At 68.5% G+C, this 25,172-nt stretch carries 22 protein-coding genes and 1 pseudogene; 8 read left to right on the forward strand and 15 right to left on the reverse strand.

The features are described from left to right. Positions 1–4: 4 nt before the first annotated feature. The 6 genes from OG587_RS45010 to OG587_RS45035 form a co-directional block, all read right to left on the reverse strand. Complete coding sequence (locus tag OG587_RS45010) at positions 5–979, reverse strand: glycosyltransferase family 2 protein (RefSeq protein ID WP_329085079.1); 975 nt, start codon at positions 977–979, stop codon at positions 5–7. Continuing rightward, positions 976–2,220: an arylsulfotransferase family protein gene (locus tag OG587_RS45015; RefSeq protein ID WP_329085081.1), complete on the reverse strand. Its 1,245-nt coding sequence runs from the start codon at positions 2,218–2,220 to the stop codon at positions 976–978. Before OG587_RS45015 ends, OG587_RS45010 begins: the two co-directional genes overlap by 4 nt. Beyond that, complete coding sequence (locus OG587_RS45020; RefSeq protein ID WP_329085083.1) at positions 2,217–3,026, reverse strand: creatininase family protein; 810 nt, start codon at positions 3,024–3,026, stop codon at positions 2,217–2,219. Before OG587_RS45020 ends, OG587_RS45015 begins: the two co-directional genes overlap by 4 nt. Before the next feature lie 28 nt (positions 3,027–3,054). Further along, positions 3,055–4,017, reverse strand: a complete 963-nt coding sequence (locus OG587_RS45025) for a radical SAM protein (RefSeq protein ID WP_329085085.1) — start codon at positions 4,015–4,017, stop codon at positions 3,055–3,057. A 16-nt stretch (positions 4,018–4,033) separates the two neighbouring features. Next, entirely contained in the window at positions 4,034–5,227 is a 1,194-nt protein-coding gene (locus tag OG587_RS45030) for a radical SAM/SPASM domain-containing protein (protein WP_329085087.1), read from the reverse strand. Between the two features lie 145 nt (positions 5,228–5,372). Further along, a complete protein-coding gene (locus tag OG587_RS45035) occupies positions 5,373–6,065 on the reverse strand; it encodes a hypothetical protein (protein WP_329085089.1) in 693 nt (230 codons plus the stop codon). A gap of 601 nt (positions 6,066–6,666) precedes the next feature. Here OG587_RS45035 and OG587_RS45040 point away from each other — a divergent pair. The 7 genes from OG587_RS45040 to OG587_RS45070 all read left to right on the forward strand — a co-directional run bounded on the left by OG587_RS45040 (position 6,667) and on the right by OG587_RS45070 (position 11,508). Then, complete coding sequence (locus tag OG587_RS45040; protein WP_329085091.1) at positions 6,667–7,611, forward strand: hypothetical protein; 945 nt, start codon at positions 6,667–6,669, stop codon at positions 7,609–7,611. Positions 7,612–7,637: 26 nt separating this feature from the next. Next, a complete protein-coding gene (locus tag OG587_RS45045) occupies positions 7,638–8,117 on the forward strand; it encodes a TIGR00725 family protein (RefSeq protein WP_329085093.1) in 480 nt (159 codons plus the stop codon). Positions 8,118–8,195: 78 nt separating this feature from the next. Beyond that, the gene (locus OG587_RS45050) at positions 8,196–8,333 is read left to right on the forward strand and encodes a hypothetical protein (protein ID WP_329085095.1); all 138 of its coding nucleotides are present in this window, start codon (positions 8,196–8,198) and stop codon (positions 8,331–8,333) included. A 137-nt stretch (positions 8,334–8,470) separates the two neighbouring features. Continuing rightward, positions 8,471–9,019: an EXLDI protein gene (locus OG587_RS45055; protein WP_329085097.1), complete on the forward strand. Its 549-nt coding sequence runs from the start codon at positions 8,471–8,473 to the stop codon at positions 9,017–9,019. Between the two features lie 115 nt (positions 9,020–9,134). Beyond that, entirely contained in the window at positions 9,135–10,112 is a 978-nt protein-coding gene (locus OG587_RS45060; protein ID WP_329085099.1) for an ATP-binding cassette domain-containing protein, read from the forward strand. Then, positions 10,109–10,912: an ABC transporter permease gene (locus tag OG587_RS45065; RefSeq protein WP_329085101.1), complete on the forward strand. Its 804-nt coding sequence runs from the start codon at positions 10,109–10,111 to the stop codon at positions 10,910–10,912. Before OG587_RS45060 ends, OG587_RS45065 begins: the two co-directional genes overlap by 4 nt. Positions 10,913–10,935: 23 nt before the next feature. Continuing rightward, positions 10,936–11,508: a DUF1707 SHOCT-like domain-containing protein gene (locus tag OG587_RS45070; RefSeq protein WP_329085102.1), complete on the forward strand. Its 573-nt coding sequence runs from the start codon at positions 10,936–10,938 to the stop codon at positions 11,506–11,508. A 69-nt stretch (positions 11,509–11,577) separates the two neighbouring features. Here the strand turns inward: OG587_RS45070 and OG587_RS45075 are convergent, their stop codons facing one another. The 4 genes from OG587_RS45075 to OG587_RS45090 all read right to left on the reverse strand — a co-directional run bounded on the left by OG587_RS45075 (position 11,578) and on the right by OG587_RS45090 (position 17,861). Then, positions 11,578–14,748 (reverse strand): S8 family serine peptidase, encoded by a 3,171-nt coding sequence (locus tag OG587_RS45075; RefSeq protein ID WP_329085104.1) that lies wholly within the window; start codon positions 14,746–14,748, stop codon positions 11,578–11,580. Positions 14,749–14,930: 182 nt separating this feature from the next. Beyond that, complete coding sequence (locus OG587_RS45080; protein ID WP_329085106.1) at positions 14,931–15,779, reverse strand: CU044_5270 family protein; 849 nt, start codon at positions 15,777–15,779, stop codon at positions 14,931–14,933. Next, entirely contained in the window at positions 15,772–16,344 is a 573-nt protein-coding gene (locus OG587_RS45085) for an RNA polymerase sigma factor (protein ID WP_329085108.1), read from the reverse strand. The genes OG587_RS45080 and OG587_RS45085 overlap by 8 nt, the downstream gene beginning before the upstream one ends. Before the next feature lie 182 nt (positions 16,345–16,526). Next, entirely contained in the window at positions 16,527–17,861 is a 1,335-nt protein-coding gene (locus OG587_RS45090; RefSeq protein ID WP_329085111.1) for an MFS transporter, read from the reverse strand. Between the two features lie 66 nt (positions 17,862–17,927). Here OG587_RS45090 and OG587_RS45095 point away from each other — a divergent pair, with 66 nt between their 5' ends. Continuing rightward, on the forward strand, positions 17,928–18,917 hold the full coding sequence (locus OG587_RS45095; protein ID WP_329085112.1) for an ArsR/SmtB family transcription factor: 990 nt from the start codon (positions 17,928–17,930) through the stop codon (positions 18,915–18,917). A gap of 24 nt (positions 18,918–18,941) precedes the next feature. Here OG587_RS45095 and OG587_RS45100 read toward each other — a convergent pair whose 3' ends face one another. The 5 genes and pseudogenes from OG587_RS45100 to OG587_RS45120 form a co-directional block, all read right to left on the reverse strand. Next, positions 18,942–19,661 carry a hypothetical protein gene (locus tag OG587_RS45100; RefSeq protein ID WP_329085114.1) on the reverse strand — a complete coding sequence of 240 codons (720 nt, stop codon included), beginning with the start codon at positions 19,659–19,661 and terminating at the stop codon, positions 18,942–18,944. Positions 19,662–19,845: 184 nt separating this feature from the next. Continuing rightward, the gene (locus OG587_RS45105; RefSeq protein ID WP_329085116.1) at positions 19,846–20,628 is read right to left on the reverse strand and encodes an SDR family NAD(P)-dependent oxidoreductase; all 783 of its coding nucleotides are present in this window, start codon (positions 20,626–20,628) and stop codon (positions 19,846–19,848) included. Between the two features lie 437 nt (positions 20,629–21,065). Continuing rightward, positions 21,066–21,842, reverse strand: coding sequence for an AMP-binding protein (locus OG587_RS45110; protein WP_329085118.1), 777 nt, complete (start codon positions 21,840–21,842; stop codon positions 21,066–21,068). A gap of 528 nt (positions 21,843–22,370) precedes the next feature. Further along, positions 22,371–24,875 (reverse strand): tetratricopeptide repeat protein, encoded by a 2,505-nt coding sequence (locus tag OG587_RS45115; RefSeq protein ID WP_329085120.1) that lies wholly within the window; start codon positions 24,873–24,875, stop codon positions 22,371–22,373. A gap of 124 nt (positions 24,876–24,999) precedes the next feature. Then, positions 25,000–25,089, reverse strand: a pseudogene (locus OG587_RS45120) (hypothetical protein); the annotation flags it as partial. Between the last annotated feature and the right edge of the window lie 83 nt (positions 25,090–25,172).

Raw genomic sequence — 25,172 nt, forward strand, 5'->3', positions numbered from 1 at the left:
GCTGTCACCGCGAGACATGGGCTGCCGCGCGCAAGTGACCATCGGTCTCGGGAGAAGAGGATCCAGGGACGCTTGGGGCGAGGGAAGTTTCGGGCAAGAGAGCGTCTAGCAGGGCCGCGCTGGGCGGGACGGCGAAGGTGAAGTCGGTGTGGAGCGCGCGGACAGCATGTTCGTAGCTGTGCGCGGGGATGGGGTGTTCGAGCTCGATGCAGGTGTCGAGGCGGTCGTCGAACTGCCGGAACCAATCGCGGTGGGCGGCGACGAGCGGGTTTGCGGTCGGCCATTTGTCGTACAGGCGGGCGCGGGCGAGGGTGAAGGGGGTGGGACTGGTTCGGTATGCCGCAGAGACCGCGCTGGTGGCCTGTGGGACCTGGTGGTAGACGCAGGTGATCTCGCCAAGGAACGCGAAGCGGTGGCCAAGGGTCCGCCGCAGTGATAGCCACATGTCCCAGTCCTCACAATGCGTCATCTGCTCGTCGAAGCGGACCGTCGTGGGGGTGAAGTTGCGGGTGACGACCGAGCCGGTGTGGATGAAGTTGGCGACCAGGAGGAACAGGTCGTCGAAGGGATAGTCCTTGCGAGGCAGTGTGTGCGGGGAGCGGGGAATGGCCTCGATCCAGCGGGGGCTGACCAGCGCTCCGCCGTAGACGGTGTCGGCGTCGCCCCGGCGCAGGATCCGGTGGGCCACCTCCAGGTGGCCGGGCAGGTAGATGTCGTCATCGTCGAGGAAGGCGACGTACTCCCCCGAGGCTGCGGCCAGGCCAACGTTGCGGGCGTGGGAGACACCCTGGCGAGGATCGACGTCGCGCAGTGTCAGCCGCAGCTCAAACCTCCAGCTGTCCACGACTGGACGCGACGATCGGCCGCCGTCGCGTACGACGATGACCTCGAAGTCGCGGAACCTCTGGCGCGACAGGCTGCGTAGTGCCCGGTGCAGTGGCCCCGGACGGTCGGCGGTAGGGATGATCACACTGATCACGGAGCGCTCCTGAGATCGAGACGGACATCGTCGCCGAGCTCGCACCGCACCCGTTCGTGAGCCAGACGCCGGGCCGCCTCGTCGCCACCGTACAGGGTCGTGACGACCGGGGCGGGGACCGCTGAGATGCGGTAGAGCTCTGTGCGGGAGACGGCGGACGACGATCGGATAGTGCGGATCTGGACGGCCCATACGGTTCTCCCATCGCGGGTCACTTCGATGGCCCGGCCGGCTTGGGCGTCGCTGATCAGGATGTTGCCGTTCGGGAGCCTTTCGCAGCCGCCGGCCATCGCGCAGAACAGACTTTCCGGTGGGTCGGCTGTGTACTGCCACACGATCGAGTTACTGCTCGGGTCGATCTCCAGCCCTCGGGAGCGGCCCACCCCGTGACCGTTGTCGAAGACGAGTACGGTGCCGCCGGGCAGGACGGAGGGCTGATGCTGGCCCGACAGCTCACCAGGCCCCCACCACCACCGCACCGACCGGGCCGCCAGGTCAAGCACCGCGATCAGGTTGAGATCTCGCAAGGAGACCAGCACATCGCCGTGTCCCCATATCCCAGCAGGATGGGCGTCAAGGATCTCGACCGTGTTGGCGTGCAGCACATCGGCGGGCGAGCCAGGCAGGTCCCGTAGAAGCCGGGAAACCTCTCGTCCCCGGTGATAGCCGCTCGACCGGTTCAGGATGTAGGAGCGTGCTACGGCGTCGAGATCCGGTGAACTCGCTCTGCGGCGCCCGATCTCGTCGTCGATCAGCGACCGCAGGGTGGGGTGGGAGATGAGTACGTCGTACAGTGAATGGGCTACGAGGAAGTCACCGTCGCGGCTGAGAATCGTCACCGTGTTGTCCAGCAGGACGTGGGTGCCGCCGCGCCATGGGATCAACCGAGGCTCCTCGGTGAGCACATGGACACCGGTCAAGCCGATGTCCAGGTCGTGATGCACCGGCAGCTGGGCCCTCCAGGCGAGAGTGGAGTCCGGGCGGAGTTTCAGCAACGAATGAAGCGGAACCAGGGCATACAGGTTTCCCTCGCCGTCCAGTTCCACATGATTCCAGCCCCGCAGGTAGGTCGGCGGGTCGAGCGCGGGGTCGGGCTGTTCGAGCGCGCTGCTCCAGGCGTGCACGATCCGGGCGCGACGGTCGATCAGACAGGCGAAAGGCTGTGGGTAGGAAGCAGACGGGGAGAACAAGAAGAACACGCCGCTGTCTTTGGTGTCCTCGCCGGTTTGTGATCGTCTCATGGGATGGCTCCTTGCCTGTCCGCGAGCGGGGCCTGGTGGCTCTGGTCGTGGTCGGCAAACTCCCGGCGAACCGCGGCCCTCATCTGCGTAGCGACCTGTTCGGCGACTCGCTCGCCGATGCCAGCACTGGCCTTGTCCGCGATGTAGACGATGCCGGAGTCGGTCGTGGCATCTGCTGGCAGGGGGAAAACGTGATAGCGCATCCTGCGCGGTGCCCGCTCGGAGGGGGAGGCGCTGGAGAGCTGGTCAGGCTGAACAGAGTCGGGGGCGATGTGCATGACCAGGCTCGACTCGACCAGCGCCGCGTGGTGATCGTTGTCACGGGCAACGCCGGTCTCGTCGGCCAGGTCGTCACGGAACTGTTCGCCGACGACGTCCCACCAGTTGACGATCATGACGCGGGCGTGGGGGACACCGGCGGTCAGCAGCCGCGCTGCCTCGCACAGGAAACTCACGTTGTCGATCGCGGAGTTGACGATGACGAACCTGCGGACGCCGTCGCGGGCGAGTGCCACCAACACGTCGCCAATGAGGTTCATGAACGTCGATCCGCTGATGCTGATGACACCGGGAAAGGTTCCTCCGAGACGGAACGGCGGGGTGGCGACGCCGTAGCCGATCGAGGGCGTGACATACCCGCCGTCCAGGTCGGCCGCGAGCCGCCTGGCGAAGTACTCGCTGATCATTGTGTCGGTCGCGAGCGGCAGATGAGGGCCGTGGGGTTCCACGGCTCCGACGGGCACGATGGCGTAGCCGTCGTGGGCCCGGGACTCAAAGTCCGGCCAAGACAGGTCACCGAGCAGCATGGGTTCCTCCACAAGGGGTTATCGGTGCTCAGGCGTCGGTCCAGCCGAGACTGGGAATGCCGTCTCTTCGTAGACCGTCAGCTGCCTGAAGGTTCAGGAAATCCTCTTTGTTGCAGCAGCCGCTGGCCGCCTCGCACGGCGCCCACCGCTCGGGGCGCAGGCTCAGCTCGAACGCCGGGTCCAAGATGTTGCCATCGGAGTTCCGGTCCATGACCGCGTATCGCGAACACCGGTAGATCTGACCGTGGATGTCGATGAACAGGTAGTCGTGGCCGGCGCGGCAGGGACGGCCCAGCGGGGAGGTCAGACCCAGTAGGGCAACCTCGGTGAGCGCGCCGTCGCCGCCGCAGGCGACCACAGCGCTCAGCGCATCCGCGGTCCGCATCAGCGGGACCGCCGCTGCGGCGTCGCCGGTGTGCTCGAAGGACTCAGACGGGGCGAAGGGGTCGTAGCCGAGGTCGGCGTTGAACCGCAGTCCAGCCTCCAGCGCCGCGATCTTCACCCGGTCGACCGTCGCGGTGTCGTTGAACAGCAGAGCGTTCACCACGACGAAGCAGCCGTACTCCTCTTGCGCGAAGCGGGCGGCGCCGATGAACTTCTCCAGACTCATCTGGTCCTCGTGCCAGGTGAGCCACAGCGACAGCTTCCCGAGGTTGGCCGCAGATTCGATGGTGGGCAGCCGCTGCTTCAACAAGGAGGCGTTGGACAGCAGTTCCACATACCGCACGCCCGGTCGTTGGGTGAGCCAGCCCGCCCTTTCCAGGAAGAACGGCGAGGCAAAAGGCTCGCCCAGACTGCCTAGGCGCACCTCGACCTCGAAGGGCCGCGACCCGAGCCAGGCCGTGATCGCAGTGAACGTCTCCCGGTCGCCGGGGTCTTTCCAGTCATAGCGGCGGCTCTTGGCCCAGGACCCGATGGACACGCAGTATGGGCAGTCGAAGTTGCATAGCCGCTGGGCGGCGACGTACCAGACCCGCACTGGCTGCGACATGATGCCTCTTATCCGATTATCCGAAGGTCGCGATGGGCCGGAAGTCCCGGCCGGGAAAGTCGAGTTTCTGGTTGTGGCAGCGTCGGCACAGGAAATCGTCGGCGGCCTCGGCCACCCCAAAAACACGCCTTCGCAGGCGCACCGCGTCGTCATTGCTCATGAGGTCGTCGATCGAGCCGTCGCGGATGTTCCCGAACACCTCGCGCTGGTAGTAGTCGTTGCAGCACAAGAACAGGTCACCGCGAACGCTGACGTTGGCGTGGTGGACCGGCCACCCGCATCCAGTGAGTCGGCCGCCCATCCGCACATCCTGGAAGTACTCCGCCCCCACTTCGCCTACCCGGTCGCACGTCAGACTCGGGGAGACCTCAACCCCGAGTGGCTCATACCGGCGAGCCACTTCGGTGAGGTTGCGCACCAGGCGTTCACCGACACCGTTTACCACGATCTGGACGCGGAATCCGGCGCGGATCGCCTGCTCTAGGTTCTGCACGGTACGCCGGTAACTGCGTGATCCGGTGAGCTCCGCGAACTCCTGTGGGTCGGTGCTGGGCAGGTTGACGATGAGATGCCGGAGAACGCCGTGGCGGCTCAGAGCGTCGATTTTGTCGCGGTTGAGTCCTGAGGCGTTGGTGTAGAGCGCGAGCTGAAGGCCGTACCGGGCCAGCACCGCGACACGGTCGGTGAAGTACTTGTCCAAGGTGGGTTCGTTGAAGAACTGGAAGGTCACGTAGTCGATCGTTTCGACCTCGGCCAACTTGGCGATGATCTCCTCGAACAGGTCCATCGGCATGGTCTGACGGGGCTTCGGGTCATTGGCGACGGGGCAGAAACGACAACCCCAGTTGCAATGGGCGGTGACCTCGATCTCCCCTGACACCAGCCGATACTCCCGGCACAGATCGTCGGGCCTCTGCAGCCAGGTGCGGCCAACAGCCGCGCCGACCCGATCGGCCCCGAATCGTCCCACCAGCTGCTGGACACTGTAGGGCTGCGGCGCGCACGTCGTGAGCAGCTCCAGCACCCGCTGGTCGTTTTGCCACACAATCTGGCGGTCGAGCCCGATGATCCCGAAAACTACGTCGGCCGCCGGAGGATCCCCCTGGGGAAAGGTCGGTCCGAAGGTGTCGGTCAGGTAGATGACCGATGGATCGGTACCCGGCGCGACATGAGTGAGGTAAGGCGACGTTTGAAGCAGGTCCGGCGGCATGATCCTCCTCGCGGTTAGGAGATCCAGGCAACAAAACTCCTGTCGAGCTCAGTCCCACAGGGCAAGCGGTCCGATACTCCTCGCCGCTCACGGGTCTGATCACGGCGGCACGGAGAGAGTCTGCTTTCTCCGTGTCACGACCGGCTTAGGGCGTGAGAACTTTCATGGGGTGATCTAGCCATATCCGCTGGCCATCGAGGCTCACGGTCATGCCGAACCTGTCTCGGCCGGGCTGACCAGCACGACCCCAGGCCATGTAGGCGGCCTGCAACTCGTCCCACAGATCCCGATCCCCGTACTGGGTGACCTCTAACTCCGCCGCCCCAGGCGTGACCGCGCACACCGCTGAGGCGGTGCTGGCCAGGTCGCGTAACCGTACAGTGTGTCGCCACTGGCTGCCGTGCTGTTCTCGTCCGGCGTCGGTGAGGATGCCCGGGCACAAAGCGGCGAGCATCAGCATCGCGCCATCCCGCCGTCCGGTCAGGTCCTTCAGGGTGCGAGGGTCGAACCGGGTCACCAAAGGGCGCCCCGCCTCCTCCGCTTCGGCGTGCTCAGCTCGACGTTGGGAGCGGAGCATCATGAACCCCGCCCCGCCGTGGAAGCGCCCGGCCGCTGTTCCGTCGTCCAGCACGGTCAGCGCGAGCTGCTGCGGGACGCCTCCCCGGAAGGAAAACCGGTGGTGCGTCCCAGGGCCATCTGGGAACGGCAGGCCTCTACGATGCCCCACCGAGGGGACAGCAAAGGCGCCGTACTGGGTCGAAGCTGTGGCGAGGCGCAGAGCCAATCGCATCTCGGCGGCCAGCGATTCCGTAGAGATCATTGCCAGGTCGGGCATCACGGTTACGCCTCCGCATGCGATCGGAATCCGTCTTGCAGCGTCCCTCTACACCATGACCGCACGGAGAGTGACAACACGACGACATAAGGGCGTCATCTTTCGACGCTTGGACGACATACCGCGTCGATGCCATAGCGCTCTAACTGAATCTCGGCATTACTAGAGAAGCGCGCCGGCCATGCCGCCCCGTCTAAGGAGAAAGCAGAAAAGAATGGGCTATCCCACACTGCTCGCGTCGCTGGCAGCGCGACGCCACTGGACATCGGCCGACGCCATTGCTGCCTTCGGAGAGGCGTCCCGAAGCATGAACAGCACGTACGTAGTCAGTGAACGGCAGTGGGAACGCTGGCGCGCCGGAGAGATCAAGAGGCTTCCTCGCCCCTTATGCTGCCGCATTCTGGAGCACCTGTTCGAACATTCCGTTAATGAGCTGTTCGCGCCTCCACCGCTTATGACGCCTATGCCACCCCGGGCAGTTCCTAGCGAAGGTGACCACGCATACTGGAGAGAACCATACGAAACCAGGCCAGGCCCCACAGCCCATGAGGAGATAGTCACGGTCGCTGACGACTCGGCCCAATTCACCCGGCGCATCCGCCGGGTGGACGAGCATACCCTTGACCAATTCGACGCCGACGTGGGCCAGCTCGCGGTGGAGTACCTGCGCCGCCCGCCATACGTCGCATTCCGCCACGTCGCCGAGCTGCGCAACGAAGTCTTCACCGTGCTGGACAGCCGCCACCCACTCGATCAGGAACGACGCCTATACCTCGTGGTGGGTAAGTTGTGCGCGCTGCTCGCCCACATCAGCGCCGACCTGAATCACCCGTACGAGGCGGAGACACACATCCGTACCGCCCTCGTATGCGCCGAGCTCACCGAAGACAACCGCCTGCGCAGCTACGCTCGGTGGGTGCAGTCCAACGTCGCCTACTGGCGAGGCGACTACCGTCGCGCCGCTGACATTGCCAACACGGCGCGCGAGACCGCCACGGCCGGATCAGACATGCTGCGGCTGGTGAGCCAGCAGGCCCGCGCCGTCGCGGCGATGCAAGATCGTTCCGAGTTCTCTCGGGTCATCGCAGCCGCCATTGATGTCCGGGAGGCCGGGACTGAGACAGAGCTCATCGAAGAGCCGGGCGTATTTCGCTTTTCAACCGGCAAGGCTGCGTACTACGCGAGCGAGGCATACCACGCAATGGGGAGTCGCGAGGACCTGCAGCACGCCCAAGAGCATGCGCGGGAGTCGGTGTATCTGCTGTCCACCGATCCCAATGACCAGGGGCCAAGCCTGCTCGCCGCGGTGACTCTCGACCTGGTGGCAGCACAGCTGACAGCTGGCGAACTGGATGGAGCAGCCGAGTCGCTTCGAGGTGTACTCGACACCCGGCCGGAGTTGCGGACAGTCCCAGTCGTACAGCGGGTTCAGCGTATCGACAAGCAACTGGCCCTTACCGAGTCCACGCCCCTCATCCTCGACCTGCGCGAGCAGACCATGTTGTTCATTGCTCACCCTGCGGTCACTCCGGAGATCCCTGGCCGGTAGTTATTACCTGCTGGCAAGATCTCACCGTGACGATTCAGGTATCAGTCTGTGGTCCGCGCGACTGCACAGACGAAGACAGGTTCAACGCCCGCGAGGTCGGTCGGCTACTGGCGGAGCGCGGCGCGGTGGTGATCTGCGGTGGCTACACGGGGGTGATGGCCGCCGTGGCGTCCGGTGCCCGCTCGGCGGGCGGGACAGTGGTCGGCATCCCGTCCCGGGCAGACAAAGAGCACGCCAACCCGGACCTCTCGATCGTGATTCCGACCGGCGTTGGGGAGGCACGGAACAACATCATCGTCAACTCGGGTGATGCCGTGATCGTCGTCGGCGGATCGTGGGGCACACTGTCGGAGCTGGCGCTCGCGATGCGTCGCGGCCGGATCCCCGTGGTCCAGCTCGGCGGCTGGAGGCTCCTCGATCGCGAGGGGCATCCAGTTGCCGGTGTCAGGCACGTTTCCTCCCCGGCGGAGGCGCTGGCGGTCACAGGGCTCTGGTCCGACCACTGACCTTTCTGATTCTTCTCGTTCCCGCGCCGCGAGAAATTCCGCTTCCCGCTCGCGGGAGATATCGAGTTTCGCCGACCGTTGGAGGAGACCACAGCGATCCTCATCACCTATGCGAGGGGTCGCAACACCTGGTCGTACACCCCGTCGCTCGTCAGCGGCACCGTTCTCGTCAACCCCTACGAGGGGTCACGGCTACTCACCCAGGACGACGCCTGAGGCACCTGGGCCGATCTTCCTCCAAGACACCGGCCGACCGGTGAGAAGACGCGACATAACGCGAAATTCCTAAAGAGTCTTGCCGTGCACCTCACTCTATACGTAGGCTTATACGTATACGGGATGAGGATGGAACGATGCCCAATAAAACGATCTACGTCTCGGACGAGGATCTGCCGCTGTTCCAGCGGGCACAGGAGCTCGCCGGAGGCAAGCTGTCGACGGCGATCAGCGTGGCGTTGCGGCGCTACGTCGAGATGGAGGAGGGCCGCCGGGAGGGCTACGAGGAGATCATCGTGCAGGTCGGCCAGGGCGGCACGGGCCGCAAGCAACGCTTCTCCGGGGTGCTGCTCGGCGAATGGGGACGCACGACGGGCAGCCGGGTGGAGATGTTCCGGGTGTACCGCTCCCGTAAGGACAAATACGTCCTGCACGTGGACCGCTCGCCCGACTGGACGGACAGTCTGACGTCGGGGTCCGACAACTGGCTGGAGGGTCTCCTCTCTCGCGGCGCGTGGCGGAGCTATCTCGGCCTGGCCGACTCAAGCTGGGGCTTCGTCCAGGGCGAGGCCACGCTTGAGGTCGTGAACACCTTCCAGGAGCTGCGCGGCAGGATCCCGGACGAGTTCTACGACCTGATCGCCGACATGGCCGAGCGTCCCGTCGTGGAGGACCTCGACATCTAACTCCACCAACTCCATCTGACACACGCGGCCGGACGGTCCACAGGCGACCGCCCGCTACCCCGTCACGCCCTCATCCCCCTCGATACAAGCGAACGCGAACGAAGGAGAAAGCCGCATGCCCCCCGCGATCATGGCCGAAGGGCTGGTCAAGAAGTACGGCGACGTCGTCGCCCTCGACGGGCTGGACCTGTCCGTCCCCCAGGGCACGGTGTTCGGCCTGCTCGGCCCCAACGGCGCAGGCAAGACCACGACCGTGCGAATCCTGACCACCCTCCTGAAACCGGACTCCGGCCGCGCCACGGTCGCCGGGTTCGACGTCGTCGCCGACGCGCACCGGTTGCGCGCCCACATCGGCGCCTCCGGCCAGTACGCCGCCGTCGACGACCACCTCACCGGTGCCGAGAACCTGGAGATGGTCGGCCGCCTCTACCACCTCGGCGTCAAGCGCAGCAGGCAGCGGGCCCGCGAGCTGCTGGAACGCTTCGGCCTGGCCGAGGCGGCCGACCGCCCCGTACAGGGCTACTCCGGCGGCATGCGGCGCCGCCTCGACCTGGCCGGAGCGCTGGTCGCCGACCCGCCGGTGCTGTTCCTCGACGAGCCCACCACCGGCCTCGACCCCCGAGCCCGCGCGAGCCTGTGGGACGTCATCTCCGAGCTCGTCGCCGACGGCACCACCGTGCTGCTCACCACGCAGTATCTGGAGGAGGCCGACCGGCTGGCCAGGACGATCGCGGTGGTCGACCACGGCCGCGTGATCGCGCTCGGCACCGCCGACGAGCTCAAGGACCAGGTCGGCGGCGACCGCATCGAGCTGACCATGACCAGCGCCGCCGACCTGGACGTCGTGCGGCGCACCCTGGCCCCGCTGGCCGTCGGGGAGATGCGGACCGACGCCACCGCACTCCAGCTGACGATCCCGGTCAGCGACGGCACGGCCTCACTCACCACGGCCCTGGGCCACCTGGCCGCCGAACGCGTCGCCGTACGCGACGCCGGACTGCGGCGGCCGACGCTGGACGAGGTGTTCCTCACCCTCACCGGACACCAGACCGGCGAACTCACCACGACGAAGACGAAGGAGCACACCCGATGAACGCCCTCCAGATGGCGGTCGCCGACGGCATGACGATCACCAAACGCAACGTCCTCAAGATCAAGCGAGCGCCCGACCTGCTGGGCGGCGTGATCATTCTCCCGATCGTGTTCGTGCTGCTGTTCGCGTACGTCTTCGGCAGCATGATGAGCCTGCCGGGCATGTCGTACCAGGAGTACATGATTCCCGGGATCTTCGTCCAGACGATCGTGACGAGCGCGCAGATCACCGGCTACACGCTCACCCTGGACCTGCAGAAAGGCATCTTCGACCGGTTCCGCACGCTGCCCATGTCCCCGTCGGCGGTGCTGACCGGCCAGACCTCCAGCGATGTCCTCATGAACGCGAGCAGCGTCATCGCGATGACCCTCGTCGGGCTCGTCGTCGGCTGGCGCATCCACTCGGAACCGTACCGGGCGGTGCTGGGCTTCCTGCTGCTCCTGTTGTTCGCGTACGCGTTCTCGTGGGTGACCGCGGCGGTCGCGCTCGCCCTGCGCAAGCCCGAGGTCTTCAACAACATCGCCACCATCGTGTCGATGCCGCTGGTCTTCCTGTCCAACGCCTTCGTCGACAGCACCCGCCTGCCAGGACCGCTGCAGGTCGTCGCCGAGTGGAATCCCGTCTCCACGGTCGTCCAGGCCGCCCGCGAGCTCTTCGGCAACACCAACGCGGCCATGCCGACGCCCAGCGCCTGGCCGCTCCAGCACGCGGTTCCGGCGACGCTGCTCTGGTCGGCACTGCTCCTGGTCGTGTTCGTGCCCCTGTCCATCCGGCTGTACAAGAGGGCGGTCAGCCAGTGACCCGGGTCGGCGAGGAAAGGCAGATGAGGACGCAGATGGAACCACGGATACGCGTCTCCGACGGAGAACGCGACAGGGTCGTGCGACAGCTCCAGCAGGCGTTCGCCGACGGACGCCTCGGCCCCGGCGAGATGGAGGAACGGCTCGAACTCGCGCTCACGGCGAAATCCCACGGCGATCTGCTGCCGCTGATCGCCGACCTGCCGGACGGCACGGACGGCACGGACGCCCCGGACGACGTACTCCGACTGATGTCCACGGGCGGGCGTATCAGGCGGTCGGGCGACTGGCAGGTCCCGCGCCTGCTGCGCGTCGAGTCCGAGTACGGCGGGGTGCGGCTCGACCTGTCCCAGGCCCTCGTCCGGCATCCCGAGATCGACATCGAGCTCCGGCTCCCCTACGGCTCCGCCACGATCATCCTGCCGCCCGGGGCGACCGCGAACGTCGACGGGGTACGCACCGGATGGGGCAGCGTGACCTGCGCACTGCCCGGCCACGCGCGTCCGGGCGAGCTGCACGTCCGGATCACCGGAGAGCTCGAATACGGCCGCCTGCGCGTCCGTACCTCGCGCGAATGGTCCGGCACCCGCCGATGAGCCCGCCACGCTCACCCAGGTCCGGTCCGGAAGGGAGCCGGGCCTGGGTGAGCGTGACGTGGTCGTCGGTCAGCCGACGGCGTAGGCGCGAGTGATCGTCTGGGTCAGGCCGCTGCCCGCCGTGTCGGTCACCACCGCGCGGAGGGAGACGAATCCGGCCGTACGCGGGTTCGGCACCGCGGCGGTCCAGCCCGAGCCGGTGCGGACGACCGGGATCCGGCGCCAGTTCGCGCCGTCGTCGGTGGACATCTCCAGCTGGACCGACTTCACCTCGGCCTCGGTGGACCCGGGGTTGCGCTCGATCCACAGGGGCAGGCGGGTCGTGCCGCCCGGCTTGGCGCGGTTCGACTCATCCAGGCCCTCGGGGCTGTAACGGACCGCCATCAGCGGCAGTGGCCGCTCCTTCGCCGTGGTCTCGGACCCGAATCTCCATACGGACTCCACGCCGGTGGAGAGCGTCGAGTACGGGACCTGCCTGCGCGTCGACGCGGTCAGTGTGTAGGCACCGGGCCCGGCGGGAAGGTCGGCGTGGAGCTCGCACCCTTCCTTCTGGTAGACCTCACAGTTGGCGATGTCGGCCTTCGCCAGCACCTCCCCGTCCTTGGCGAGGGTGGCGGTGCCGGTGGCGGCGGTGTCCGAGCCCGTCCTGCCCGGCCCCCCGTCGGCGAACAGCCCCACCCCGGAGAAGGTCAGCCTGTCGCCGGTACGGCTGCCGCCCGGCAGCAGGAACGACGGCCCGGTGACCGCGGGGTTCCAGACTTCACTGGTCTGTCCGCGCTTCGTGAGCCTGCCACCGTCGAAGGTCAGGGAGGTACCGACCTGGAGCCCGCTTTCGTAGGTCAGCCCGGAGGTCCGGTAGTGGATGAGCGTGCTGGGAAGGGGGAGGTCACCGACCAGCCAGCCCATTGACCCGCCGGGGAAATCACCGAAGAGCGGTCCTGCCATCGGCGTCCCCGTGGCTGCCACTCCCGAGGCTCGGTAGGTCGTGGAGACCTTCGCCAGATCCTTCCGCCTGGCGTTGTAGGTGGGATTTTCCGGAATACCGTCGGTGCGACGGTCGACGAGGTCGTAGACATATGGGCTGGGAGACACGTCCTTGCTCAGCCATGTGGTTCTCAACGTGTAGGTCAGACCTGGCTGGTGAGCGGAAACGACGAAGAACTGGCTGTTGACGTCCCAGCTCGTCAACGTCGACATGTTCCATGCGCCATGGGCCAGCCCGAACTCGAAACCAGGCTCAAGCTCGGCACCCGGATCGTCGATTGTGATCTTGGTCGCCTTGCCCTGGCGTGCGTCCACCGTCAACCGGCGGTCGCCGTCATCGACCAGCAGCGGGGAGTTGGCGACGGTATGGTTCAGCTTCCCGTCGACCCTTTCCATGACCTCGGTGTGGAGATTCCAGTCGCCTCTGGGAAGCCGTACCGTGGCCACGCCGTTCCGGAACACCGGCTTGATGACGGTCTCGGTCTTCGCGTCGTAGATCTCAGCGACCCAGGGGTCGGCCGGTTGGCCCTGCCTGCCGATGACGTTGATGGTGACGTCGTAGGACTCGGGTTCGACGTACGCGCCGGCCACGGTGCGGATCGCGGCGTCGCCCGAGGTGGCGGTGACGGTTCCGGGATAGTCGCCGGGGGCCTTGCCGCTCGCGTCGATGGTGAGCGTGACCGACGCCTGTCCTCCGGCGGGCACGTCGAGCCGCCGGGTGCCGAGTTCGAGCACTTCTCCCTCGGCGGTCAGGTCGAGGCTGATAGGGGCGTCGCCGGAGTTGGTGTAGGTGATGGTCCCGGTCTTCGTGCGTTCGTCCGGGCCGTCCCAGGGGAAGGCGGCCCAGGTGTCCGTCATCTGGGCCACGACCTGCTGCTTCAGGGCGCGGACCAGGTCCACCCGCCCGGCGCCCTGCTGGTACGGCGTGGTGCCGGGTGAAGGAGCGGCGCTGCCGGTGAGCGCGGCCTTGAGCTGCTCGCCGGTCCACTCGGGGTGGCGCTGGGCGAGGATGGCCGCGGCTCCGACCACATGCGGGGTCGCCATGGAGGTGCCGCTCATCGCGACGTGGGCGCCGTCGGCGGTGCCTGCCGCCGCCGCCGCGACGATGTCGACCCCCGGTGCGGTGAGGTCCGGTTTGACGGCGTGGTCGCCCTCGCGCGGGCCTGTGCTGGAGAACGAGGCCACCTGGTCCAGCCGGTCGACGGCGCCGACCGTGAGGGCGGCGTCGGCGCTGCCGGGGCTGTTCACCTGCCTACTGCCATCGTTGCCCGCGGCGGCGACGAACAGCGTGCCGGTCTGGGCCGACAGAGTGTTCACCGCCTGCTCCACGGGGTCGATCTCCACCATGTCCGGCGCACCGAAGCTCATGTTGACGACCTTGGCCTTGACCTCGACGGCGGCCCATTCCATTCCGGCCAGGATGGCGGAGTCGGTCGGGCCGAAGGCGTCGCCCACCTTGCCCACGGCGATCTTCGCGTCCGGCGCCACCCCCCGGTACCTCTCCCCGGCACCGGCGACGATCGAGGCGACGTGGGTGCCGTGGCCGACGGTGTCGCGGATGTCGGGGTCCTCGCTGAAGTTGCGTTCCTGCGTGACCACGCCTTTCAGATCGGGATGGTCGGGATCGTAGCCGGAGTCGAGCACGGCGACCGTGACACCCTTACCGGTCATCCCCTGCTTCCACGCCTCGGGGGCGCCGATCTGCTTGGTGCTCTGGTCGAGGATGAAGGACCGGCGGCCGTCCAGCCAGATCTTCGTCCCCGCGGCCGAGGTGCGGACGCCGCCCACCATCTCCTTCCACGTCTGAGCCGCGCCGCTCTTGGGCAGACGAAGCGTGGTCATACCGAGGCCGGCGAGCTGCCGGGCATCCCGCGCGCCCCTGAGCGCGGGAACCGGACCCGCGGCCGACTGCGTGATCAAGGGGATGTCCCCCCTGTCGGCGTCGCCGTAGTGCCACCGCAGCAGTTGGGTGACGTCGAACAGCCGCCGGTCCAGCACTCCCTGAGCGATCAGTGACTGCGCGTCGGACGGGATCACATACAGGTGCCCTTCGCGTATCTGGCTCGTGAAGCCGACTTCCTGCCGGCCGGGGCCGGGCTCCACCCGGTGCCTGCGGCCGGTGACCACGACACGGTCACCGGTGATCAGGGTCACCCCGTTCGCCTGCTGAGAGGGAGCCTGCGGTGCCGGTGCCGGTGTGCTGCCGACGATCGTCGCCGCCATGGCAGCGGCGAGGAGCGACTTACCTAAAATCATGATCCGCCTTGCGTGTAAGGGGAAATGGTGTTTTTCCGCGTTCGCCCAGGGCCACGACCACGCGCCCCCGAGGCTCGAAACCCCGCCGGGCCGCCGCGCGCTCGAACTCCATCCCCGAGCGCGGCGGCGACCCACACGGCCACGGTCGGTCTTCGTGGGGGGTAGCCGCCGTCACAGAGGCCCTACTGAGGGGGCTGGTCCGTCCAGCCGGTGGTCACCCGGATGAATCCATTGCTGCTCGCCACGCCTCCCTCGGCGGTGATGAGAAAGTTGGTGCGACTCACCTGAGCGGTCTCGGGGTCGACAACCAGTTTGGTCTCATCCCCCTCTTCAGAACCGGGGATCAGCAGTTCCTGCCCGCCTTCGACCGCGCCCGTATTCTCGACCCCCGGCGTCGCGGCGAGTGCCCGGAACGCCGCGGAACGGACCTCCGGAGGCGTCGGCAGCTCCGAGATCAGCGCCATCAGCGGGAAGAGAGAGTCATCTCGCTGTTCAGATTCGCTCATGTCGCTGTCAGGCCCCTTGATCTCGGCGATCCGCGCTTTCAACGCCTCCGGATCCGCCGGCAGCCTTTCGAGGTCCTCGAAGCTCACCTCGGCCCCCTTGAGCATGAGCGTGGTCCGCGCTGGTACGACGACGTCGGGAGAGTCGCCCGGCTCGCCCTTGGTCCAGCGCCGGCCGTCGCGCCCGGTCCAGCTCTCCACCCGTGGAATCTCCACGTTCGACCACTCCCGTTCGACGTGCCAGTAGGTCCCGGAACCTTGAGGCGTACGTTCCGCGCTGGCAGCGGCCATGAGCAGGACCTCCCGGCCCGAGGCCGGGGCGCCGGCGGGCGTGACCACGCCCGTGGCGATCACGGCGACGGCCGCCGCGGCGGCGGTGGCCAGACCGAGTCCCGGCACGAGCCACCCGATCCGCCGTCGCGCGCGGCCTCGCGCCCTGTCCTGGAGCCGCTCCCTGCTGCGGGTGATCGCCTCACTGGACGGCTCGGGCTTGGTCAGCAGGGTGGCGAGCGTGTTCAGGTCATCCATGGACTGTCTCCTTGTCGATGAGGGCGTGGATCTTCGCGCGCGCCCGGCTGAGCCTGGAGCCCACCGTGCCGGTGGCGATGCCGAGCGCCTGGGCCACCTCGTCGTAGTCGAGCTGGCCCAGGGCCACGAGCAGCAGGACGTCACGCTCGCCGCCGGACAGGGTGGCGAGCGCCTTGGCCAGGTACGGCCGCATGCGCTGAGCGGCGACGGAGGTGACGACCCGGTTCTCGTGGCCTTCCACCACGGACTCCGGATCCAGCCGGGCCAGCGCCCTGTAGTGGCGTGACTCCTTGCGCCGATGCCTGGCGACCAGGTTGGTGGCGAAACCGAACAACCAGGGCCGTAGGCCACCGCGTTCCGGGTCGAACCGGTCACGCCGGTCGAAGGCCAGCAGGAACGTCTCGGCCGTGATGTCCTCGGCGATCTGCGTGTCCAGCCGACCGGTCACGTACCGGTAGATGTCGCGGTAGTAGCGGTCGTGCACGGCGGTGAACAGCTCGGGGTTCTGCCGGTACCCGGCGACGAGTTCGGCGTCGGTCACCTGTTCGCCCACTTCGGCGATCATGGTCTTGTCTCCGGCATAAGCCTGCTTTCTGGGTGGTGGTTACGATCACCCGTACTTCGCCGCAAGCCAGGATCTTCTTCCCGCGAGTGCGCCACGCCCGGCGCGAGGACGTCGACGCACCCGCTGGGCGGCGGCTGACCAATGGTCAGGGGACACAGAAGTTCGTACGCGATCAAGCCCGGTCAAGAGGGCTCCGGCCTTAGGGATCGGTGCAGAGCGAGCGCGCAGATGACGGTCGCGGCTCCCGTGATGACGATGGCCGTGTGCGGGGAGGTCAGCTCGGCGGCGACGCCGACCAGGGCGCCGCCCACGGCCTGGCCGGTCATCATTCCCGCCGAGGCCAGGCCGAAAGCCTGACCCCTGACTGGTTCCGGCACCGCGTCCACGAACCACCGCTGCAACCCGAGCTGGCAGGCGGTCGACGCCGCGGTGGCGAGCAGCACGATCAGCGCGGCTCCGGCGAGCCCCGGCTGAACGGCGAAGGCGAGCAGCGGAACACCCGACACGACCGCGAAGGGAAACGCCAGCCGTTCCCTGCCGGTGGGCGAGACGAACCGGCCGACGACGAAGTTTCCGGCCGCCAGGCCGACGGAGGCGGCGGCGAGGGCGAGCCCGGCGGTGTTCCCCAGGTAGGGGATCATCATCGCCTCGGCACCCACCACGAGCGAGACCGGCAGCCACTGCGCGAGCAGCAGGCCGCGTATCCGGGGGTTCGCCAGCAGGGCCCGGTTGACCCGCAGCGTCTCCCGTACGGCGCCGTCACTCGTCGGGTTTCCGGCACTCGCGTTCCTCGTCCCCCCGGCGGGGGAATCACCGTCGCCGGGAAGGCCTTCACCAGGGAGACCATCGTCGGGAAGGCCGTCACCGGGAAGGCCGCCGTCCTCCGTACCGGCGCCGGGAACACCGGCGTCCTCCGTGTTCCTGGCGGGGAAGTCGGGCAGGCCGTAGCGCAGTATCACGGCCGCCAGGGCGGACAGCGCGGCGGTGACGGCCAGTGCCCCCGCGGGTCCCGCGAGGGCGAGGATGGCGCCGCCCGCCGCCAGGCCGCCGATCTGGGCCCCGGCGGCCGTCACGTTCAGTACGGACCTGGCCAGGACGAACGCGTCGCCCGGCAACAGGTCGGGCAGGAGAGCGCTGCGCGCCGCCCCGAAGACCGGCGAGAACAGCCCGGTGGCCAGGACCAGGACGAGCATCGCCCAGACGGGCATCCCGGCGAAGGCCAGGAGCAGACAGGTCACCACCCGCAGCAGCTCACCGGCGACCATCAGCGCACGCGGCCGGATCCGGTCGGCCAGCGAGAGCAGGAACGTGCCGCCGACGATGTAGGGGAGGAAACCCGCCATGTACGTCGCCGCCGACAACCCCGCCGAGCCGGTCCGCGCGTAGACCAGCGCCGACAGGGCCAGCATCTTGACCTGGTCCCCCGCCACCAGGAGGGCGAAGCTTCCGAACAGGACACGAAACTCCCGGCTCGCGAAGACCTCCGTGTAGGTCGCGCCGCGCTCTTGTGTGGTCATGGACACGATGCTGGAAGGCGCTCGGACGGCTGGCTAAGCTTTCGGATATATCCGAAAGGTCGCCCAATGGTCTTCCGCATAGAGGTCACCCCGCACGACATCATGGCCAGCAGGTTCGCCATCTCCCCGCTCATCGTGACCCATCACACGCTCTGGATCCTCTCCGGCATGCGGGAGGCCGGGGAGTGGCGGGCGTGGGCCGGCAGGATGCGGGAGCCGTACCGGAAACTGCTGCTCGCGCACCCCGGGCTGGGCCCCATGGTGGCGCTGTTCCGCGAACGGGACTACAACGCCGACTTCCCCGCGCCACCGCCGACCGGGGTGAACACCCCGTTCGAGGCGGAGATCGCGGTGGTGCGCGCCACCCCGATGGCGCGGGCGCACGCCGAGATCGTCAGGAACCTGAAGGGGATGCCGCACCCCACGGAGCCCGTCAGGGACGTGCTGTTCTCACCGGACGTCGTACGGCTGTTCGCCGAGGCACTGACCGCGACCTGGAGGGAGATCGTCTCCCCCGCGTGGCCGCGCTTCCACGCGATCCTGGAGCGGGACGTGGTCCAGCGGGCGGGCCGCCTGGCGACCTACGGCTGGGCCGCGGCACTCGACGATCTCAACCCCCGGGTCCGCTGGCGTCCCGACGGTGTCATCGAGGTGCTCTCCAGAAGCCCGGACGAGACAACCTACCGGCTCGGCGGGCGCGGGCTGCTCTTCATCCCGACCGTCTTCCCCACCGGGGTCGGTTCCTACCTGGAGACCCACTGGCCGTACGCGATCAGCTATCCGGCCCGGGGCACCGGCATCCCGCCCGAGACGCCGGACGGCCTGGCCGGGCTGATCGGCAGGACCAGGACCCGCCTCCTGCTGGAGCTGGCGACCCCGGCGACCACCACCCAGCTCGTGACCCTGCTGGAGCTGAGCCTGGGGACCGTGGGCGGTCACGTCTCCGCCCTGCGCAGGGCGGGCCTGGTCACCGGAAGCCGCACCGGCCGCGGTGTCCTGTACCACCGCACCGCGCTGGGCGACTCCCTGGTCAGCCCCTCGGGCCTCCGGTCCTGAGAAGCCGGAACATCAAGACCGGGTTCAGGGAGTGGTACCGCGATACCCGGCTGCGCGCAGCCGCGTGACGATGCCGTCCAGACCGCAGGGATCGACCCAGCGGGAGTCCGGATCGATCTCCTCCGTGCCCCCTATCACCTTCAGGCCACTGCCGAGGAGCACCCCCTGCGGGTGGGCCGCGTAGATCGGCGTCCGGGCCGGAAGGGCCGTGCGATTCCTGATCACGGTTCCCTCGCGGGTGTCCGGATAGGCGAACAGCAGGATCCGGGTGCCCTCGGGCACCGCCCGCCGGAAGTCGGCCACCGAGTAGATCGGTTTCCCGTCCCTCAGCCCGCCCTGGAAGAATTTCACGTGGACCAGCCCCGCCGCCTTCCCCTTGAACCGCTCGGTCACCCGCACCGGCATCAGCACGTAGTGCGTGCGGTCGCCGGGGATGCCCTCCTCGACGACCGGCCCCGGTACGAAGTCCTTGACGGTTCCCGCGACGACCAGCGGGGCCTTCGCCGCGAGTTCCTCCGGGGAGTGGAAGGGGTCGTAGTCGAAGGCGACCTGCCGGAGCGGCCTGACGTTCAGCTTCCTGGAGGGGGCCGGAGCACACTCGGATCCCGACTCCGTCTTCATCGGGGCCGGAGCCGAGGTCAGGGCGGAAGCGGGAGCAGCCGACGCGTCCGTACTTCGAGCCGCGGTCGCGGGCGCGCCGCAGGCGGTCAGCGCGAGGAGAAGCGGGAGGACAACCAGTCGCATGATGATGAGACGTCGGCAGGCTCTGTCAGGTTCAGCCTTTCAACGGCCGGATCGTGGAGCCGCGCGAAAAACCCGGCCCGCGAGGGCGTGCGCGACCGTGGTGGGAAGGACATGGACGACCGCCGCGGGAACGGGAACGGGCCGAAGACCCGTGGCACCACCGGTTCCGTCCGCGCCGACGCGCTCACGCCGCGTGCGACGGGAGCGAGACGCCGGTCAGCTTGGCGCACTCGTCCAGGAGGCCGTCCTGCACCTCGGGCGACCGCGCGGCGGGATGGGCGAAACACGGTTCCTGGTGATGGAAGTAGCCGCCGGTCACGGTGGCCTCGGGGTCCTGGCTCGTGGCCAGCCATGCCTGCGTCACGGGCCCGAGGGAGAGGTCGTCGGGCGCGCCCGGACCCCCCATCTTCGTCGGGACCCAGCCGGGTTCGAGCGCGTTGGACAGCACGTCCGGCCATCGGCGGGCGACCGCGAACGCCAGGACGACGTCCAGCAGCTTGCTGTCGGCGTACGCCCGCGAACCGTCCCAGGGCCGGGCGGTCCACTGAAGATCGTCCAGCCTGGGGTCCCCGCCGCGATGCATACCGGAGCTCAGGTAGACCAGCCGGGCGGGCGGGGTGATGAGTGCCGTGAGCAGGTACGGGGCGAGCACGTTGACCGCGAAGACGTGGGCCAGGCCGTCTGCGGTCTCGATCCTGCCCGGTTCCCGGTATCCGACGGCGGCGTTGTGGATGACCGCGTCGTAGCGATCGAGCTTGTTCGCCTGAACGGCCACGGACCGCATTCCCTCGATGGTGGTCAAGTCGCCGATGAGGACGGCCTCCGCCTCCGGCAGCGCGTCGCGCGCGTCACCGGCGCGGGCGTCGTCGCGCGCGTGCAGGGTGACTCCGTGGCCGTCGTGAGCCAGCAGCCGGGCGGCCATGAGCCCGAGGCCGTCGGTGGAGCCGGTGATCAGAATGCGCGCCATGAAAACGATCCCCTTTTTCAGAACATGCTTGTCGTTAACTACCCACGGGACGGGAGCACACGCCGCCGGACGGGCATCGGGCCAGGTCGGACCCCTGACAGGCCGTTTTCTGAAGCCCAGGAACCACCGCCGGCCCGGCGCGGGGACACGCCTCCGAGACGTCCGCCGACGCGACAGGCATGATCGTCTCTTACCGCCACACGAAGGGGACATCGTGGCGACGAAAGGGGCTCCGGATGGACAAAAACGGACACACTGGCGGCCCGGACAGCACCTACGAACACACCCGGGGACCCGGACGGCACCACGGACGCGCCGGGAACCCGGACGGCATCTACGGAAATATCTGGACCGGACACACCACGGACGCGCTGGACGCTCCGGGTGACGCCTCAGACACGACGCCTCAGACACACTGGCCGCCCCGGGCAGAGGTCTCAGACGCGCTGAATGGCCCCGTCGGACAGTGCCACGACGGTGACGCCGAAGTCGTGGATTGTCGCCGACAGCTCGTCGGGCGAGAGGCCGGGGGCCACGACGACCAGGGAGCCGCGCATCAGCGCCAGCCCGAGCAGCGTCGTCATGGCCAGGCTGCACCTCAGGGGCCAGGTCACCAGGAGGACGTCGGACTTCCCCAGCTCGACGCCCTCGTCGAGCGCGTTCATCCGTGTGATCAGGTCGTGGTGGGTGAGCACGCCCCCGTCGTCGATCAGAAGGGCGGGCTGCACCGCCGGATCGAGGAAGGGCAGCGGGACGGGCTCGAGGAGCAGCAGGTCGGCGAAGTCGACAGTGTCACGGGCCTGGCCGAACGCGATCACCTGCCGGACCCGTGAGTCCTCCACGGCCCGCAGCGACGCGTCCGCCAGGCGCGGGGTGGTGATGAGCAGCCGCGCGTCCCACTCGGCCAGCAGGTCGGCCATCTCCTCGCATCCGGAGGTGATCGGCGCCGCCACCCCTCCCGCCGCGATGACCGTGTGCACCGCCAGCGTCTGGGCCACCGCGCTGTCCACGTGGATCCCGGCCACCTGGCGCCGCCTGGCCCCCCGCCTCACCAGGCCCGACGCTCCCCGCGTCACCTCCGCGGCCAGACGGCGGTAGCCGTACACCACCCCGGCACCGAGGTCGATGAGTGCGGGTCGATCACCTCGACCGTGTGCGTAGCCGAACACCGCTTCGGTGAGGGTGCAGCTGGTTGACGGGGAGGTGGGTCTCATTCCGCCGACGGTAGGGCCGTTCCATCCGCGCGGGCATCCGCAGATGTATGTAGATGACTGTGTATTCGATCCCCTGCCCCGTGACGGGCGCCCGCTCCGTGGATTCCGAGGCCGCGGCCAAAAGGAGGAGCCAGGAGAAGGACCTGAAAAAGCGATGGGCGGGCCCGAGCCCTGCGCGACTCGAGCCCGCTGTCGCATGACCCATGGCCCAGGTCCCCACCCCTCCGAGGAGACCTCGGCCATCAAGCAGGGACACGCGACGTCCGCAGCGTGCTCGACCGAGACGCCCGGGATGGTGTGGACCTGCCGTTCCGGACCGGAACTGTGACCGGCACGGTGCGGAAGGCTGGACGTCATCGGTCGAACACCAGGAAAACGTACGGCGCGCGGCGGGCACGACACATGCTCCGGACTGCGTATCCCGAGATGTATCTTCACACCCCCGAATGTGTAGTCCGGAGTATGTAGAACTCACACACGCCGGACGAGACGCGTGAACGCGTCGACCGGTCGCGCGGGGCCGACGGGCTAGGAGCGGTTCTGCTCGATGACCCAGGTGGCCACCTGGGTGCGGGAGGAGAAGCCGAGCTTGGCCAGGATGTTGGCGACGTGCCGGGCCGCGGTGGCGGGGCTGATCACCAGATCGTCGGCGATGGCCTTGTTGCTCATTCCCCTCGCGATCAGCTCGGCGATCTCCCATTCCCGGCAGGTCAGCGTGGTCAGCGGGGCCACGACCGGATGCTTGCCGAGCATGGGCGTCTCGTACGGCTCGTCGAACTGCAGCGCGTAGCGGACCGCCTGCTCCTGGGACATCTCCTGGCCGTGCGCCCACAGCTGGGCGACCAGCGCGTCACCGAGGCGCACCCGGGCGGGCTGGAGCAGCTCCTCCATCCGCGCCCCGAACCCGGGCGGCAGCACGGCGCCGCTCATCGCGCTCCTGATCGCGGCGGAGGCCCCGGCCAGGCGCACCGCCCGGCGGTCGTCCTCCTCGGCGAGCGCGAGCTGCGCGAGCGTCTCGATGCGACGGGCCACGCCGAGCCGCTGGCCGGTCCCGATGCAGAGTCGCAGGCTCTCGACCAGCCTGATCCGCGCGGTGGCGAGGTCTCCCTGGGCCAGCGCGATCCGGCCCAGCCCCGACAGGCAGGTGATGGCCTGCCAGTGCGCGGTGATGTCCTGGAGCATGTCGAGGGCGCGCTCGTAGTGGGCGCGGGCCTCGGCCAGGTCGCCGCGGAGCCAGGCGACCTGGGCCAGGCCGATGAGGGCGACCGGCGCGGCCCAGTGGTTGTCGAGCTCGTGGGCGATGGCGAGCGCGGCCTCGAAGGATCGCTGTGACTCCTTCGCCCTGCCCTCGGACAGCGCGAACGTGCCCTCCATGGAGCGGATGACCGTCTCGTGCCAGGGGTCGTCGACCGTGCCCACGGCCTCCAGTGCGTCGTCCAGCAGGGACCTGGCCCTCTCGGGGCGCCGCTGGTAGATGGCCACCCAGGCGAGGATGGCCAGCGCACCGCTGAGCGGCCCGTACAGGCCGGCCTCGCGGCACAGGTCGACCGCGGCGGTGCAGGCGATCTGCGCGGTGTCGGGGTCGCCCTGCCCGAAGGCCACCTGCCCGCGCAGCGCGAGGGCGTCGCCGCGTACGCACGACGTCAGCTCCTCGGGGGCGGCGTCGAGCAGGCGGTCGAGCCACTTGTCGGCCGGGGTGAACCTCCCCCCGGCGATGATCGGCCAGCGCAGCAGGACGAGGAGGCGCAGCGCGCTCTCGGGGTCGCCCGCGGACTCGACCGACCAGCGCACCGCCGCCCACACGTTGGCCTGGAGCTCGTCCAGCATGACCAGCATCGGGCAGATCTCCGGCCAGGTCGGGCGGGGGCGCCGGACGATCGTCTGGTGGATCCGGGCGGCGACCTCGATCATGTGGTCGCGGTGCAGCCGCCGGAACTCGGGCTCCTCGCCCGAGGCGTCGAGCTGCTCGGTGGCGTACTCGCGGATCGTCTCCAGCATGCGGTAGCGCGTCTCGCCCGCCACCTCTGCGTCGGCCAGGACCAGCGACTTGTCGACCAGGTCGCAGAGCACCCCCAGGACGTCCTCCGCCCACAGCGCGTTGCCCGCGCAGACCTGCTCGGCCATGTCGAGCGTCCACCCGCCGGTGAAGACCGCCAGCCGGCGCAGGAGGATCCGCTCGGGCTCGTTGAGCTGCTGGTAGCTCCAGTCGACGGTGGCCCTGAGCGTCTGCTGCCTGGCCGGGGCCGTCCTGTCGCCCGCGGACAGCAGCCGGAACCTGTCCCTGATCCTGGCGTTGATCTGCTCGACGGTCAGCACCCTGCACAGGGCGGCGGCGAGCTCGATGGCGAGCGGCATCCCGTCGAGTGCCTCGCAGAGCCCGGCGATGTCGGCCGCGTTCTGCTCGGTGACGGAGAAGGCCCGCGAGGCGGCGGCGGCGCGGTCGGCGAACAGGCGCACCGCCTCGCTGGTGCCCAGGAAGAGCCGCACCGCCTCGCCGGTGCCGAGGTCGTGCTCGCCACTCCTGGGCAGGGTGAGCGGCGGCACCCGCCACACGGTCTCCCCCGCCACCCGGAGCGGCTCGCGGCTGGTCGTGAGGACGCGCACGTGGGGACAGACGGTGAGCACGGCGCGGCAGAATCTCGCGGACTCCTCGATGAGCGACTCGCAGTTGTCCATGACCAGCAGCAGCCGCCGGTCGCCGAGCGCGTCGATCAGGGTGTCGGCCAGCGCGCGGGACGGCTCGGCCTTGACCCCGAGCACGGCGGCCACCCGGGGCTCGATCTGGTCGCCGCGCACCGCGTCGGCCAGCTCGACCAGCCAGACACCGCCGGGGAACTCCCCCGCCACCTGGCTCGCGACCCGGACCGCCAGCCTGCTCTTGCCGATGCCGCCCGCCCCGCAGAGCGTCACCACCCGGGCGACGCCCAGCAGGTCGGTGAGCTCTTCCACGTCGGCTTCACGCCCCACGAAGCCGTTGGGTTCGAGGGGAAGGTTGCCTCCGGTGAGGGAGGCGTGTGCGGTGTCCTGGGTCATCGGCTCTTAACAGGTAGCGGACAGAACCGTCACAGAAAGTGTGACATCAATTACCGAACCATGCCCAGTCTTAGACCTTTTCCGGCCTGTGACTCCTCCGCTTCCTGAAGGGAGCGGCTTCTCGTTAAGCCGCTTGCGCGACGTCGCGAAGGGCAAGCCCTGCCCTGAGGATGTTGATCGCCGCGTTGACGTCGGCGTGCGCCGCATGAGCGCACCGCTGACAGTGGAACTCGGCTTGGGTGAGGCGGTGCCGTGACCGCCCATGGCCATCCGATGGCCATCACCGGTACGGCGACT

The sequence above is a fragment of the Streptosporangium sp. NBC_01469 genome (assembly GCF_036227305.1).
Taxonomy (GTDB): Bacteria; Actinomycetota; Actinomycetes; order Streptosporangiales; family Streptosporangiaceae; genus Streptosporangium.